The organism is Rhizobacter sp. AJA081-3 (assembly GCF_017795745.1).
Taxonomy (GTDB): domain Bacteria; phylum Pseudomonadota; class Gammaproteobacteria; order Burkholderiales; family Burkholderiaceae_C; genus Piscinibacter.
Map to the genome: position 1 here is coordinate 2,908,673 of NZ_CP059067.1, position 14,089 is coordinate 2,922,761.

The following is a 14,089-nucleotide window of genomic DNA, read 5'->3' on the forward strand; positions in this document are numbered from 1 at the left end:
CCGCCCCGCTCAGATCCACGACGAACGGCCCCGCGCGTATTCGACGGGCCGATGCGTCAGATGGAATCGTCGAAACACGGCGCCAGCGGCCGCACCTCGACCTGGCACCACTGCGACGCAGGGCATTCGGCGGCGATGGCCAGCGCCTGCTCGCGGCTGTCGACCTCGATCATGAAGAAGCCGCCGACCATCTCCTTCGCCTCGGCGAAGGGGCCGTCGAGCAGCGTGACCTTCTCGCCCTGCCGCGCCACGCGCGTGGCCGAACGTGTCGAGGCCAGTGATTCCACGGCCACCAGCTGGCCACGCTGCTGCAATTGCTCGCCGAAGCGGCGCATGCTGTCGTAGGCGGCCTGGCCTTCGGCCAGGGTGCGGGTCGAACGCTGCCCGGGCGGCTCGACGATGAGGAGCATGTATCGCATGCGCGCAGGTTAGCGCAAGTCAAGGACACCGGCTCAGCCGCGCGGATGGTGCTGGGCGTGCAGCGACTTCAGCCGCTCGCGTGCCACGTGGGTGTAGATCGTCGTCGTCGAGATGTCGGCGTGGCCGAGCAGCATCTGCACCGCGCGCAGGTCGGCGCCGTGGTTGAGCAGGTGCGTGGCGAAGGCGTGGCGCAGCGTGTGCGGCGACAGCGGCACGTGCACGCCGCCGCGCAGTGCATGCGCCTTGATGAGCTTCCAGAACATCTGCCGCGTCATCGCGCCGCCGCGGCCGGTGACGAACAGCGCGTCGCTCGCCTGGCCGTGCAGGATCTCGCCGCGGGCCGTCGTCAGGTAGCGCTGCAGCCACATGTGCGCCTCTTCGCCGAAGGGCACGAGGCGTTCCTTCGAGCCCTTGCCGGTGACGCGCAGCGCGCCTTCCGTGAGGCCCAGGTGCACGGTCCTGAGCGTGACCAATTCGCTCACCCGCAGGCCGCTGGCGTACATCAGCTCGAGCATGGTCCGGTCGCGCAGGCCCAGTGGGGTGTCGACATCGGGGGCAGCCAGCAGCGCCTCGACCTGCGCCTCGCTCAAGGTCTTGGGCACACGCAGCGGCTGGCGGGCCGCCAGCAGCTTGAGCGTCGGGTCGGCCTGCACGAGGTGCTCGCGCAGCGCCCATCGAAAGTAGCGCTTGAACACCGTCAGGCGGCGATTCGAAGAGGTCGCCTTGCTGCCGGCGTGGCGCGTCACCGCGTAGGCGAGCAGGTCGGCCTCGGTGGTCTGGTTGATCGAGCGCGCATGCGTGCGAGCCAGCCAGGCCGCATAGAGGCCGAGGTCACGACGGTAGGCCGCCAGCGTGTTGGCGGCCAGGCCGTCCTCGATCCACAGCGCGTCGGCGAAGCGGTCGATGGCCTCGGCGCTCGCCTGCTCGGCGCTCACTGTCGAACGCTCACTCCAGCGCGAGCTTCTGCGCCGCCACGACCTTCTTGTAGACCGCCAGCTCGGCAGCGATCTGCGCGGCGAACTCCTCGGGCGTGTTGGCCACGATCAGCGAGCCGGTGTCCTCGATGCGCTTCTTCACCGCCGGGTCTTCCAGCGTCTTCTTCACCGCCGACGAGATCTTCTCGACGACTTCCTTCGACAGCCCCTTGGGCCCGTAGATGCCGTAGTAGGCCATGCGGTTCACGGGCTCCAGGCCGACTTCCTTGAAGGTCGGCACGTTGGGCAACTGCGACAAGCGCGCGGGAGCCGCCACCACGATCGGGATCAGCCGGCCGTCCTTGATGAAAGGCAGTGCCGAGGGCAGGTTGTCGAAGATGATCGGCACCTGGCCAGCCACCGTGTCGTTCAGCGCCGGGCCTGCTCCGCGGTACGGGATGTGGGTGATGAAGGTGCCCGACAGGTTCTTGAACAGCTCGGTCTGCAGGTGGCCGATGCCGCCGGTGCCCGAGCTCGCGTAGCTGTACTTGCCCGGGCTCTTCTTCAGTTCGGCGAGGAAGCCCTTGTAGTCGCGCGCCGGGAAGCTCGGGTGCACCGCGATCACGTTCGGCGTGGCCGCCACGTTGATGATCGGCGTGAAGTCGGTCAACGGGTTGTATGGGATCTTCGGGTTGATGGCCGGGTTCGCCGCCGTGGTCGACACCGTGGCCATGCCGACGGTGTAGCCATCGGGTGCGGCCTTCGCCACCTCGTTCGCGCCCACCGAGCCGCCGCCGCCGGCCTTGTTCTCGACCACCAGGGTCTGGCCTAGCGGCCCGGAGATCTTCTCGGAGACCACCCGCGCGACGATGTCGGTGGTGCCGCCCGGCGCGAAGGGCACGACCAGGCGAACCGGCTTGGTCGGGTAGGCCTGCGACCAGGCCAGCGGAGAGGCGGCCACAAGCGACAGGGTGATCGTGGCGAGGAGGGTTCGGCGTTGCATGGGCGGATTCTCCGGACTGAGGATGGTGAAAGTGTAGGTGGGTGCGCTCAGGCCGATCCGAGCAGCCCGGCCTTGAGCTTGGCGTCCACCGGCCGCGTGCCGATGAAGATCTTCAGCAGGCCGGCGTAGAGGTCTTCGCCGGGCAAGGCCTCGCCCTTGGCAACGCCGTTCAGGCTGAGCACGAGGCCGCGCGCGGGCAGGTAGTCGAGGTCGACCACGTCGCCCTTCTTCAGCTTGACCAGGGCATTCACGATGGCGTCGAACTTCGCCATGCGATCGGTCAGCACGGCGAACTCGGCTTCGCTCAGGTTGCGCTTCATGCCCTTGTCGAAGGCCTTGACGAATTCTTTGGACTCGACCTCGACCATCATCTTCATGCGGATGCGCTTGGGCCCCTTGACCGCGATCACGGCCTCGGGCGTGGAGGCCTTCTGCGCGATGTACAGCCCTGCGGCATAACCTTTCAGCCAGGCCACCGCCCGCAGGCCCACGCCGTTGAGCACCAGTTCGGTGTCGGCCAGGCGCAGGCGGTCGTCGAAGTGCTGGCCCTCGATGACCGTCGCCTGCACGCCGGTGCCGGCAACGAGCATCCAGGTCAGGCAGGCGGTTCTCAGGCTGTGCAACAGTTTTCGACTCATCGGCAAGGCTCCTCGCAGGGCCTCAACGGCTATCGTGCCTGCGGCGACGACAGGGTGGCGTGTGGGAAGTACGAACAGGGTGGACCCGGACATGCGGGGCCCGCTGGCACACTCGCATCATGCCCGACGCCTTGCTGCTGCTGCCCGATTTCACCCTCATCGTGATCGGGTGGCTGGTGTGCCGACACACGCCGCTGAACCGCCCGGTGTGGGACGGCGTCGAGCGCCTCGTCTACTACCTGCTGTTCCCCGCGCTGCTGTTCAGCGCCATCCTGCGCCACCCGATGCAGCCCTCGGCCGCCGCCACGCTGGCTGCCTGCGGCCTGGCCGTGGTGTCGGTGGGTGTGGCGTTGGCCTATGCGCTGCGCCTGTGGCCCGGTGTCGACGCGCGGCTGCACGCCTCGGGCGCACAGGTGTCGTTCCGCTTCAATTCCTACGTCGCGTTGGCGCTGGCCGAGCGTCTGGCCGGCACGCAGGGCGTGGCCTGGGTGGCGCTGCTCGTGGCCTTGTGCGTGCCGGTGTGCAACATCGCCGCGGTGTGGCCGCTGGCGCGGCACGGCGGCCACGGCTTCCTGCGTGAGCTGGCGAAGAACCCGCTGATCGTCAGTACCGCGGCCGGGTTGCTGTGCAACCTGCTGGGCCTGCGCCTGCCCGAACTGGCCAGCATCACACTCGGCCGCATCGGTGCGGCCGCGCTGCCGCTGGGCCTGATGGCGGTGGGCGCAGGCCTGACCTTCGGGGGCCTGAAACGCGCGCCCGTGTTGGCCGCCGCGCTGCTGTCGATCCGCCATGCGATCCTGCCCGCCGTGGCCGTGGCGCTGGTGATCGCGCTGCAGATGCCGCCGCCGCAGCAGTCCATCGTGGTCGCCTTCGCCGCCCTGCCCACGGCGTCGAGCGCCTATGTGCTGGCCGCGCGCATGGGTGGCGACGGCAGTTTCGTGGCCGGGCTGGTGACGCTGTCCACCCTGATCGGCATGGTGGGCCTCCCGCTCGCGCTGCTGGCGTTGCGTGCGCTGGCCTGATCCCTGGGTGATGCACCGCGGAAAGCGAGCAGCACAGGCGGCTTGCGGCCCGTTGCCGAGGACGAAGAAGGTCCGCAGCGATGGGCGCGTGGGCAGGCGGTCCGGGTATGCGCTCTCCGGCCCACGCTCGCGGGCGAGCACCGAGTACCGCAACGCGCTGCCTCGTCAACACCGTATGCGGCCTGCTCCCGCCAGGGCGACCGCGAAATGGGGCCTGCGATCGCATACCCGAACCACCTGCCCCACAAGCACCGAGGACTTCGTGACGGCAGGCCACCGCGGATGCCGGTAGGGCGGCGGTGGTGCCCGCGGGCGCAGGCCCCATTCGCGGTCGCCCTGGCGAGGGCATGGCACACCCGGCGTTGATGCGGACACGGTGGCGGCCCGCAGTGGCCGCCCGCGAGCGTGGGCCGGAGAACGCGGGTACCGCCGTCGCCCTGCGACCATGCCCGTCGCAGGCAAAGCGGACCAGATTCGCGGAACCTTGTCTCTGGACCGAATGTCCCGGCGGTCTCAGTCCCCCTGCGACAGAGCCCAGTCGAGATGCTCGCGCAGCAGCACGTCGGCCGCGTCGCGCTCGCTTTGCAGGGCCTCGCGCAGCCCCTCGCCCTGCTCCGCGCTCACGCCTGCGCGCAGAGCGTTGCCCATCGCCACCGCCAGGTTGCGCCGCCAGCGTGCATGGCCAATGCGACGAATTGCGCTGCCTTCGGTGCGGCGCAGGAACTCGGCTTCGTCCCAGCGCCACAACTCGGCCAGCGTGGCACCATCCAGCGGCGCGCGCGCGTCGAAGTCGGGCAGCGGGGCGCGCTGCGCATACTTGTTCCACGGGCATGCGAGCTGGCAGTCGTCGCAGCCGTAGATGCGGTTGCCCATGGCAGCGCGCAGCTCCAACGGGATTGGCCCGTCGTGCTCGATGGTCAGGTAGGAGATGCAGCGCCGCGCATCGAGCCGGTACGGCGCGACGATGGCTTGCGTGGGGCAGACGTCGATGCAGGCGCTGCAACTGCCGCAATGCGGCGGCACGGGCTCGGTCAGCGGCAGCGGCAGGTCGACGTAGATCTCGCCGAGGAAGAACATCGATCCACCCTCGCGGTGCAGCGCCAGCGTGTGCTTGCCGCGCCAGCCGATACCGCTCTTCGCGGCGAGTTCGACCTCGAGCACCGGTGCCGAGTCGGTGAAGACACGGTGGCCGAAGGGGCCGACCGCCTCTGCCAGCCGATCGGCCACCCGCTGCAGGCGGTTTCGCATCACCTTGTGATAGTCGCGACCACGTGCGTAGATCGACACCACAGCCTCGGCGGGGCGCGACAGGCGCTGCCATTCCGCCGCCTGCCATTCCGCCGGCGCAGCACGCGGCAGATAGTCCAGCCGCGCGGTGATCACGCGCACCGTGCCCGGCACCAGCTCAGCCGGCCGAGCCCGCTTCAGGCCGTGGCGCGCCATGTAGTCCATCGAGCCGTGAAAGCCGTTGAGCAGCCACGACTGCAGGCCCGCCTCGGCGGAACCGAGGTCCACGTCGGCGACTCCGATCTGGGAGAATCCTTCCGCCAGAGCCCAGCCGCGCAGTTGCGCGAGCAGGGCCTGACCTTCCAACCCGCGAAGCACGCTCATTTGACGATTCTAGGAAGCCGCACGCTGCATTGGGCCACCGAGGCCGACTGCGACGCCACCGCGCGATCGCTGGCCGCCCTGCCGCCGCTGCGCAAGGCCTTCATCGAACTGCACGGCCCGCTGGGCGCCGGCAAGACGACCTTCGCGCGCCACCTGCTGCACGCGCTGGGCGTGGCCGGCCGCGTGAAGAGCCCGACCTACGCGGTGATGGAGCCCTACGAACTGCCCGGCGGCAGCGTCTGGCACTTCGACTTCTACCGATTCAACGACCCGCAGGAATGGGAGGACGCGGGCTTTCGCGACATCTTCGCCAGCCCGGGGCTGAAACTCGCCGAATGGCCCGAGAAGGCCGTGGGCCTGCTGCCGGTGCCTGACCTGCGCGTGGACATCGAGCCTCTCGAAGGCGAAACGCGCCGCGTCACGCTCGCCGCCTGCACGCCGCTCGGCCTGGAGCTGCTGGCATGAGCCAGCGCCGGGCCGCCCCATGCCGGCTCACCCCCTCGGGGGGCGGGCGCGAAGCGACCTGGGGGCACGGATGAGCGGCACGTCACGCCGCCAGGCGATCCGCGCCATGGGCTCGCTGGTACTGACGCTCGGCGCAGCGCAGATCGCACGCGGCGCCACCATCGTGGCGGTGCGCGTCTGGCCGGCCGACGACTACACGCGCGTGACGATCGAATCCGACACGCCGCTGTCGGAGAAGCACTTCCTCGCGCAGAACCCGCAGCGCCTGGTGATCGACATCGATGGCCTCGAGCTCAGCCCCGCCCTGCGCGAGATCGTCGGCAAGGTGCGCTCCGACGACCCCTTCATCGAGGGCGTGCGTGTCGGCCAGAACCAGCCGCGCGTCGTGCGCCTGGTGATCGACCTGAAGCAGGCGACCGCGCCGCAGCTCTTCACGCTGCCGCCGGTGGCCGCCTACCAGCACCGCATGGTGTTCGACCTCTACCCGGTGAAGGAACGCGACCCGCTGCTCGCACTGATCCACGAGAAGGAGATCGCCGAACAGCAAGCCGCGCAGGCCGTGCAGGACGCGTTGGGAGAATTCATCGGCCGCGTCGAGCGGCCGCCGGGCGCCAAGCCGCCGGCCTCGGCGCCAAGCTTGCAGACGCCTGCGCCGAAGGAACCGCCGCCGCTGTCCAAGGGCAAGATCGACCGCCTGATCGTCGTCGCGCTCGACCCCGGCCATGGCGGCGAAGACCCCGGCGCCATCGGCCCCAGCGGCCTGCGCGAGAAGGACGTGGTGCTGGCCATCGCACTGCAGCTGCGCGACAAGCTCAACGCACGCGCCGGCATGCGCGTGATGCTGACGCGCGACGCCGATTTCTTCGTGCCGCTGCAGGAGCGTGTGCGCAAGGCGCGCCGCGTGCAGGCCGACTTGTTCGTGTCGCTGCACGCCGACGCCTTCTTCACGCCGCAGGCGCGCGGCGCCTCGGTGTTCGCGCTCAGCCAGGGTGGTGCATCCAGCAGCGCGGCGCGCTGGATGGCCGACAAGGAAAACGCCGCCGACATCGTGGGCGGCATCAACGTGAAGAACCGCCACGCCGACGTGATGCGCACCCTGCTCGACATGAGCACCACGGCGCAGATCAAGGACAGCATGAAACTCGGCAGCGAGGTGCTGGGCCAGATCGGCAAGGTCGGCAAGCTGCACAAGCCGCGCGTCGAGCAGGCCGGCTTCGCAGTGCTGAAAGCGCCGGACATTCCATCGATCCTGGTCGAGACGGCCTTCATCTCCAACCCGGAGGAAGAGGCCAAGCTGCGCGACCCGCTCTACCAGGCGAAGCTGGTCGACGCACTCGTGTCCGGCATCGCGCGCTACTTCGCCCGCAATCCTCCTCTGGCGCGCACGCGCCAGTTGTGAACGAGACCAACATGCTCCACCCCCACGCCCGCGCCCTGCTCGACCTGATCGCCGAACGCGGCGTGCCGCCGACCCACACGCTCACGCCCGCCGAAGCACGCGCCATCTACCGCGAGCGGCGCAGCTTCACGCAGCCCGCGCCGCCGGCGGTGGGCGAGTTGCGCGAACTGCAGGCCGACGGGCCGCACGGGCCTATTCCACTTCGCCTGTACCGGCCGCTGGGCAGTGCGCCCGGCGAAGCGCTGCCGGCACTCGTCTACTACCACGGTGGCGGCTGGGTGATCGGCGACCTGGACACGCACGACACGCTGTGCCGCGAACTCGCCAACCACTCGGGCTGCGCCGTGGTCTCGGTGGACTACCGGCTGGCGCCGGAGCACCGCTTTCCCGCCGCGGTGGACGACTCCATTGCCGCGCTGGCATGGGTGCATCGCGAGGCTTCAGCGCTGGGCATCGATGCGAGCCGCATCGCCGTGGGCGGCGACAGCGCCGGCGGCAACCTGGCCGCGGTGGTGGCCATCGCCGCGCGCGATGCGGGCACGCTGCCGCTGGCCTACCAGCTGCTCATCTACCCCGCCACCGACCAGCACCGCACGGCGCCTTCGCACCAGAGCAACGGCCAGGGCTACCTGCTGACCACCGACACGATGGCCTACTTCACCGGCCACTACATCCCTGAGCCGGCACGCTATGCGGATTGGCGCGCCTCGCCGCTGCTGCACACCGACCTGTCGGGCCTGCCGCCGGCCCTGGTGCTCACCGCCGGCTACGACCCGCTGCGCGACGAAGGCCTGGCCTATGCGCAGCGGCTCACCGAAGCGGGCAACCGCGCCTCGCACCTGTGCTTCGAGCGGCAGATCCACGGCTTCATCCTGATGGGCAAGGTGCTCGACGAAGCGAACACCGCGGTGCAGCTGTGCGCCGCCGCGCTGCGCCACGCGCTGCGCGACTGATCAGGCGGCTGCGCGGCGCGCCTTCCACGCGCCGAAGATCACCACCAGGCCCGGCAGCAGGATCGCCGACCAGATGATCTTGTCGAGGTTCTCCTTCACCCACGGGATGTTGCCGAACAGGTAGCCGGCCAGCGTGATGCCGCCGACCCACAGCACGGCGCCGCTGACGTCGTAGAAGGTGAACTTGCTGCGCGTCATCTGCGCCACGCCGGCCACGAAGGGCGCGAAGGTGCGCAGGAAGGGCATGAAGCGCGCCGCAATGATGGTGATGCCGCCGTACTTCTCGTAGAAGGCATGGGCCTGCTCGAAGGCCCGCTTGTTGAAGAAGCGCGAGTCTTCCCACTGGAAGACCTTGGGCCCGAAGTGGCGGCCGATCGCGTAGTTGCACTGGTTGCCCAGGATCGCCGCGGCGATCAGCAGCCCGATCGACAGCGGCAGGCTCATCAGCCCCGCGCCGCACAGCGCGCCGACCACGAAGAGCAGCGAGTCGCCGGGCAGGAAAGGCATCACCACCACGCCGGTCTCGACGAAGATGATGACGAACAGCAGCGCGTAGACCCAGGTCCCGTAGGCCTGCACGAAGTTGGCGAGGTGCACGTCGACGTGCAGGATGAAGTCGATCAGGAAGGCCACGATGTCCATGGGCGGCGATTATCAGGGGCGGCCTTCCTACAATGCCCGCATGAGCGCCGTCATCGACACCCTGCCGCGCAGGCCCATTCGGGAGCTGCCGGACGAGCTGGTCAGCCAGATCGCCGCTGGCGAGGTGGTCGAGCGCCCGGCCTCGGTGGTGCGCGAGCTGGTCGACAACGCGCTCGACGCCGGCGCCACCGAGGTGGTGGTGCGGCTGACGGCCGGCGGCATCCGCGCCATCCTGGTCGAGGACGACGGCAGCGGCATCCCCGCCGCCGAGCTGCCGCTGGCGCTGCGCCGCCACGCGACGAGCAAGATCGCCTCGCTGGTCGACCTGGAGCACGTGGCGACTATGGGCTTTCGCGGCGAGGCGCTGGCCGCCATCGCCTCGGTGGCCGAGCTGGCCATCGCCAGCCGCACCGCCGACGCGCCGCATGCACAGCGCCTGGAGGCGCGCTCGGGCGAGCTGACGCCGGCGGCGCGCGCGGTGGGCACCAGCGTCGAGGTGCGCGAGCTGTTCTTCGCCACGCCGGCGCGGCGCAAGTTCCTCAAGACCGAGGCCACCGAGCTGGCCCACTGCATCGAGGCCGTTCGCCGCCACGCGCTGACGCGGCCCGACGTGGGCTTCACCGTCTGGCACGACGGCAAGCTCTCGCAGCAGTGGCGACGTGCCACGCCGGCGCAGCGGCTGCGCGACGTGCTCGATGACGACTTCGTCGACGCCAGCCGCGAGGTGGCGATGGAGCTGGGCCCGATGCGCATCCACGGCCGCGCCGGCCTGCCCGAGGCGGCACGCTCGCGCGCCGACCAGCAGTACGTCTACGTCAACGGCCGCTTCGTGCGCGACCGGCTGATCGCGCACGGCGTGCGCTCGGCCTATGAAGACGTGCTGCACGGCGCGCGCCAGCCGAGCTACGTGCTCTTCATCGACATCGCGCCGGAGCGCGTCGACGTCAACGTGCACCCGACCAAGATCGAGGTGCGGTTCCGCGATGCGCGCGAGGTGCACCAGGCGGTGCGCCGCGCGGTCGACGGCGCGCTGGCGATCTCGCGTGCCGGTGAGGCGCCCGCAGCCGTGCCGGCCGAGACCGCCGTGCCGGGCAGCTTCATGCCGGCGCCGCGGCCGTGGGGCGCGGGGCCGACGCAGCAGGCCTCGCTCGGGCTGCAGCAGGCCGCCGTGCTGTTCGCGCAGGAGGCGCCGCCGGCCTGGGGCGCAGCCGCGCCGGTGTCGATGGCCGCCACAGCGCCCGCCGCCGGCGACTGGCCGCTGGGCAAGGCGCTCGCGCAGGTGGCCGGCATCTACATCCTGGCCGAGAACGCGCAGGGCCTGGTCGTCGTCGACATGCATGCGGCGCACGAGCGCATCGTCTACGAGCGGCTGAAGGCGAGCCTGGACGACAAGGCGATCGAGTCGCAGCCGCTGCTGATCCCGGCCACCTTCGCGGCCACGGCGCAGGAGATCGCCACCGCCGAGCAGCAGGCCGACACCCTGCGCCGGCTGGGGCTGGACGTGGCGCCGCTGTCGCCCACGGTGCTCGCGGTGCGCGCGCGCCCGGCGGCGCTGGCCGGTGGCGACGTCGTCGAGCTCGCGCGCAGCGTGCTCGCCGAGCTGGCGCAGTACGACGCGAGCAACGTCATCCAGCGCGCGCAGCACGAGATCCTGTCGACCATGGCCTGCCACGGCGCGGTGCGCGCCAACCGACAGCTGACGCTGGAGGAGATGAACGCCCTGTTGCGCGACATGGAGCGCACCGAGCGCGCCGACCAGTGCAACCATGGCCGGCCCACCTGGCGCCAGGTGACGCTGAAGGAACTCGACGCCTTGTTCTGGCGCGGGCGTTGAACTTTCGGCCCCACGCCAGGCTCTGTTGCCCATGCCCCGCCCGATGACTCTGCTGCGCTGGCCGCTGGCCGCCCTGCTCCTGCTGGCCGCCCTGCTGGCCGGCTGCGCCACGCTCGACGAGAAGCAGCGGCAATGGATCTTCCAGCCCTCGGCCGGCCAGCCGTCGTGGGTGCCGTCGAGCGCCGAGGGCCTGCAGGACGTCTGGATCGAGCACCGCTCCGCCGAGAGCGGCAAGCCGCTGCGCCTGCATGCGCTGTGGCTGCCGCAGCCGCGCGCCGACGCGCCGGTGCTGCTGTACCTGCACGGCGCGCGGCGCAACGTGTGGGGCAGCCACTTCCGCATCCGCAACATGCACGATCTCGGATTCGCCGTGCTCGCGCTCGACTACCGCGGTTTCGGCCAGAGCAGCGCCGAGTTGCCCTCCGAGGCCGGCGTGCTCGAAGACGCCCGCGCCGCCTGGGACTGGCTGGCCCGCGAGCAGCCGCAGCGCCCGCGCTACATCTTCGGCCACTCGCTGGGAGGCGCCATCGCGGTGCAACTCGCCGGCGAGGTGGACGATGCGCGCGGGCTGATCGTCGAAGGCACCTTCACCTCCATCCCCGACGTGTTCAGCAGCTTCAAGTGGGGCTGGCTGCCTGTCGGGCCGCTGATCACTCAGCGCTTCGATTCGGCACAGAAGATCGCCAAGGTGCGCGCGCCGATCCTGGTGGTGCACGGCAGCCAGGATTCGCTGATCCGCCCCGAGCTGGGCCGCGCGCTGTACGAGCGTGCACCGGGGCCGAAGCGCTTCGTGCTCGTCGAGGGCGGCACGCACTACAGCACCAACGGCGTCGGCCAGGCGCTGTACCGCGACGCCTTGCGTGAGCTGTTCGGTTTGGGCAGCTGAGCGCGGCATGGTCCAATCGTGGCCATGGCCACGATCAAGCTGAAGAAACCGGCCGGCGGCGCCATCCGCTCTGCGCGGCACCGGTGCGCGCAAGCGCCCGACCCTCGCCCAGGCCCAGGCCGAGCGGGCCGAGCGCGAGGCGCAGCGGCCGGCGCCCTCCGCCGAACCGCGGCCCCGGCCCGCGGGCAATGACCGGCCGAACCCGACCGGCCGTTCGGCCCCACCGCGGCCCGGGCCTGGTCGCCCAGCACCACCGCGCACCGCGGCAGGACGCCACGACGCGCCGCGCCCGGCGTCGGCTCGCCCGGCGCCTGATCGGCGTGCACCGCTCCCGCCCGCTCGCCCGGCACCGCCGAGGCCACCCGCATCCGTGGCCGCCGGCACGCCGAACACCGCATTCAGCGGCCGCCCGCGCAAGATCGTCGCGCCGCCGGCCGAAGGCCCGGCCCACCCCGACGGCAGCCTGCGCCTTTCCAAGCGCATGAGCGAACTCGGCCTGGCCTCGCGGCGCGAGGCCGACGAGTGGATCGCCAAGGGCTGGGTGCGCGTGGATGGCGAGGTGGTCGCCGAACTCGGCGCCCGCGTGCTGCCGACGCAGCAGGTCACCATCGACAAGCGCGCGCGCACGCAGCAGGCACAGCGCGTCACCGTGCTGCTGAACAAGCCGGTCGGCTATGTCAGCGGCCAGGCGGAGGACGGCTACGAGCCCGCCTACGTGCTGGTCACGCCGCCGAACCGCTGGGCGGACGACCCGACCGACTTCGCCTTCCAGCGCGAGCACATCCGCCACCTCGCGCCAGCCGGCCGGCTCGACATCGACTCGGTGGGCCTGCTCGTGCTCACGCAGGACGGCCGCGTCGCCAAGCAGCTGATCGGCGAGAACAGCACGATGGAAAAGGAGTACCTCGTGCGCGTGGCGCCTGCGGAGGGCGAACGCCTCTCGGCAGACGGCCTGCGCCTGCTCAACCACGGGCTCGAGCTCGACGGCGAGGCGCTGAAGCCGGCGCGCGTCGAATGGGTCAACGACGACCAGCTGCGCTTCGTGCTCGTCGAGGGCAAGAAGCGGCAGATCCGGCGCATGTGCGAGGCCGTCGGCCTGAAGGTCACCGGCCTGAAGCGCGTGCGCATCGGCCGCGTGATGCTCGGCGACCTGCCCCCCGGCCAATGGCGCTACCTGGGCGCCGATGAATCCTTCGTCTGAGGCGCGATGGACCCTGCCCAGGCCCCTGCCCTCCAGGACCTGCCGGCACTGGCCGACCACTGGCTGCAATGGGCGGCCGAGAACCGGTTGCGTGGCTGCACGCCCGAATCGATGGTCGACACCATGGCCGCCGCCGGCCTCGACCGCACGCTGTGCGCGCAGGCCGTGGCCATGCTGGAGACCGACCCGGTCTACCGCGCCGCGCTGCGCCACCAGCAGCTGCTGCGCAAGCTCGAATCGGTGGTGGCCAACCAGCAGAAGCTGTGGGAGATGCGGCCTCGCTACGCGCAGATCGAGAAGCGCGCCGGCGTGTCGCGCGACGAGCTGTTCGACCGCTACGTCTGCGGCAGCCGCCCGCTGGTGCTGACCGACGTGGCGGCCGACTGGCCGGCGATGCAACGCTGGTCACCGGCCGACCTGAAGGCGCGCTTCGGCCACATCGACATCGAGATCCAGGCCGAGCGCAACGCCGACCCACGCTACGAGGAGAACAAGCTCCAGCATCGGCATCAGGTGCGGCTGGGTGAGTTCGTCGACCGCGTGCTCGCCGGAGGGCCGACCAACGACTACTACATGACGGCCAACAACGAGGCGCTGCGCCGGCCGGAGTTCGCGCCGCTGCTGGCCGACATCGGCACGCTGCCGGCGATCTGCGATCGCGCCGAGCTGCCGCGCCTGTCGTCGTTCTGGTTCGGCCCGGCGGGCACCAACACGCCGCTGCACCACGACACCATCATGCTGTTCCACACCCAGGTGGTGGGCCGCAAGCGCTGGCGCTTCATCTCGCCGCTGGAGTCGCCCAAGCTCTACAACTTCAACAACGTCTTCAGCCCGATCGACATCGACCGGCCCGACCTGGCGCGCTACCCGCTGTTCAGCCAGGTGAAGGTTCTGGAGGTGATTGCCGAGCCCGGCGAGACGGTGTTCCTGCCGCTGGGCTGGTGGCACCAGGTGACGTCTCTGGACGTGAGCCTGTCCTTCTCGTACTCCAACCTCGCGGTGCCCAACCACTACAGCTTCGCGAACCCCGACATCCACGACTGGTGAGGCGAGGGCCGCAGTCGGGTGGGTTCGTGTCGAGGCGAAGCCGACGGATGAGAG

At 70.5% G+C, this 14,089-nt stretch carries 14 protein-coding genes; 8 read left to right on the forward strand and 6 right to left on the reverse strand.

Annotated features, from left to right (window positions below; all coding sequences use genetic code 11):
* Positions 1–56 precede the first annotated feature (56 nt).
* The 4 genes from HZ992_RS13855 to HZ992_RS13870 are packed head-to-tail and all read right to left on the reverse strand — an operon-like array spanning position 57 to position 2,975.
* Entirely contained in the window at positions 57–419 is a 363-nt protein-coding gene (locus HZ992_RS13855; RefSeq protein ID WP_209382432.1) for a YciI family protein, read from the reverse strand.
* A gap of 33 nt (positions 420–452) precedes the next feature.
* Entirely contained in the window at positions 453–1,355 is a 903-nt protein-coding gene (xerD, locus tag HZ992_RS13860) for a site-specific tyrosine recombinase XerD (RefSeq protein ID WP_209382433.1), read from the reverse strand.
* Positions 1,356–1,365: 10 nt separating this feature from the next.
* A complete protein-coding gene (locus HZ992_RS13865) occupies positions 1,366–2,337 on the reverse strand; it encodes a tripartite tricarboxylate transporter substrate binding protein BugE (RefSeq protein ID WP_209382434.1) in 972 nt (323 codons plus the stop codon).
* Between the two features lie 47 nt (positions 2,338–2,384).
* The gene (locus HZ992_RS13870) at positions 2,385–2,975 is read right to left on the reverse strand and encodes a chalcone isomerase family protein (protein ID WP_209382435.1); all 591 of its coding nucleotides are present in this window, start codon (positions 2,973–2,975) and stop codon (positions 2,385–2,387) included.
* A 119-nt stretch (positions 2,976–3,094) separates the two neighbouring features.
* Between HZ992_RS13870 and HZ992_RS13875 the strand changes: the two genes are divergently transcribed.
* A complete protein-coding gene (locus HZ992_RS13875) occupies positions 3,095–3,997 on the forward strand; it encodes an AEC family transporter (RefSeq protein WP_209382436.1) in 903 nt (300 codons plus the stop codon).
* A gap of 513 nt (positions 3,998–4,510) precedes the next feature.
* Here HZ992_RS13875 and queG read toward each other — a convergent pair.
* Positions 4,511–5,608, reverse strand: coding sequence for a tRNA epoxyqueuosine(34) reductase QueG (gene queG / locus HZ992_RS13880; protein WP_209382437.1), 1,098 nt, complete (start codon positions 5,606–5,608; stop codon positions 4,511–4,513).
* Between queG and tsaE the strand changes: the two genes are divergently transcribed.
* The 3 genes from tsaE to HZ992_RS13895 all read left to right on the forward strand — a co-directional run bounded on the left by tsaE (position 5,609) and on the right by HZ992_RS13895 (position 8,425).
* On the forward strand, positions 5,609–6,073 hold the full coding sequence (gene tsaE, locus HZ992_RS13885) for a tRNA (adenosine(37)-N6)-threonylcarbamoyltransferase complex ATPase subunit type 1 TsaE (protein ID WP_245213020.1): 465 nt from the start codon (positions 5,609–5,611) through the stop codon (positions 6,071–6,073). It begins immediately after the preceding gene.
* Between the two features lie 70 nt (positions 6,074–6,143).
* Positions 6,144–7,472 (forward strand): N-acetylmuramoyl-L-alanine amidase, encoded by a 1,329-nt coding sequence (locus HZ992_RS13890; RefSeq protein ID WP_209382438.1) that lies wholly within the window; start codon positions 6,144–6,146, stop codon positions 7,470–7,472.
* An 11-nt stretch (positions 7,473–7,483) separates the two neighbouring features.
* Complete coding sequence (locus tag HZ992_RS13895; RefSeq protein WP_209382439.1) at positions 7,484–8,425, forward strand: alpha/beta hydrolase; 942 nt, start codon at positions 7,484–7,486, stop codon at positions 8,423–8,425.
* On the opposite strand, the gene HZ992_RS13900 is transcribed toward HZ992_RS13895, so the two are convergent.
* Positions 8,426–9,067, reverse strand: a complete 642-nt coding sequence (locus HZ992_RS13900) for a DedA family protein (protein WP_209382440.1) — start codon at positions 9,065–9,067, stop codon at positions 8,426–8,428. It abuts the gene before it with no gap.
* A gap of 40 nt (positions 9,068–9,107) precedes the next feature.
* On the opposite strand from HZ992_RS13900, the gene mutL reads away from it, so the two are divergent.
* The 4 genes from mutL (at position 9,108) to HZ992_RS13920 (ending at position 14,035) form a co-directional block, all read left to right on the forward strand.
* Positions 9,108–10,901 carry a DNA mismatch repair endonuclease MutL gene (mutL, locus tag HZ992_RS13905; protein ID WP_209382441.1) on the forward strand — a complete coding sequence of 598 codons (1,794 nt, stop codon included), beginning with the start codon at positions 9,108–9,110 and terminating at the stop codon, positions 10,899–10,901.
* Between the two features lie 31 nt (positions 10,902–10,932).
* A complete protein-coding gene (locus tag HZ992_RS13910) occupies positions 10,933–11,787 on the forward strand; it encodes an alpha/beta hydrolase (RefSeq protein WP_245213021.1) in 855 nt (284 codons plus the stop codon).
* 370 nt (positions 11,788–12,157) lie between these two features.
* Positions 12,158–12,988 carry a pseudouridine synthase gene (locus HZ992_RS13915; protein WP_245213023.1) on the forward strand — a complete coding sequence of 277 codons (831 nt, stop codon included), beginning with the start codon at positions 12,158–12,160 and terminating at the stop codon, positions 12,986–12,988.
* Positions 12,989–12,994: 6 nt separating this feature from the next.
* Positions 12,995–14,035 carry a cupin-like domain-containing protein gene (locus tag HZ992_RS13920; protein WP_209382442.1) on the forward strand — a complete coding sequence of 347 codons (1,041 nt, stop codon included), beginning with the start codon at positions 12,995–12,997 and terminating at the stop codon, positions 14,033–14,035.
* The last annotated feature ends 54 nt before the right edge of the window (positions 14,036–14,089 follow it).

Excerpts from the sequence above, each read along its gene's own strand:
- HZ992_RS13855 (WP_209382432.1), bottom strand. The coding sequence starts at position 419 with ATGCGATACATGCTCCTCATCGTCGAGCCGCCCGGGCAGCGTTCGACC.
- HZ992_RS13865 (WP_209382434.1), bottom strand. The coding sequence starts at position 2,337 with ATGCAACGCCGAACCCTCCTCGCCACGATCACCCTGTCGCTTGTGGCC.
- HZ992_RS13870 (WP_209382435.1), bottom strand. The coding sequence starts at position 2,975 with ATGAGTCGAAAACTGTTGCACAGCCTGAGAACCGCCTGCCTGACCTGG.
- HZ992_RS13875 (WP_209382436.1), top strand. The coding sequence starts at position 3,095 with ATGCCCGACGCCTTGCTGCTGCTGCCCGATTTCACCCTCATCGTGATC.
- queG (WP_209382437.1), bottom strand. The coding sequence starts at position 5,608 with ATGAGCGTGCTTCGCGGGTTGGAAGGTCAGGCCCTGCTCGCGCAACTG.
- HZ992_RS13890 (WP_209382438.1), top strand. The coding sequence starts at position 6,144 with ATGAGCGGCACGTCACGCCGCCAGGCGATCCGCGCCATGGGCTCGCTG.
- HZ992_RS13895 (WP_209382439.1), top strand. The coding sequence starts at position 7,484 with ATGCTCCACCCCCACGCCCGCGCCCTGCTCGACCTGATCGCCGAACGC.
- HZ992_RS13900 (WP_209382440.1), bottom strand. The coding sequence starts at position 9,067 with ATGGACATCGTGGCCTTCCTGATCGACTTCATCCTGCACGTCGACGTG.
- mutL (WP_209382441.1), top strand. The coding sequence starts at position 9,108 with ATGAGCGCCGTCATCGACACCCTGCCGCGCAGGCCCATTCGGGAGCTG.
- HZ992_RS13910 (WP_245213021.1), top strand. The coding sequence starts at position 10,933 with ATGCCCCGCCCGATGACTCTGCTGCGCTGGCCGCTGGCCGCCCTGCTC.
- HZ992_RS13920 (WP_209382442.1), top strand. The coding sequence starts at position 12,995 with ATGGACCCTGCCCAGGCCCCTGCCCTCCAGGACCTGCCGGCACTGGCC.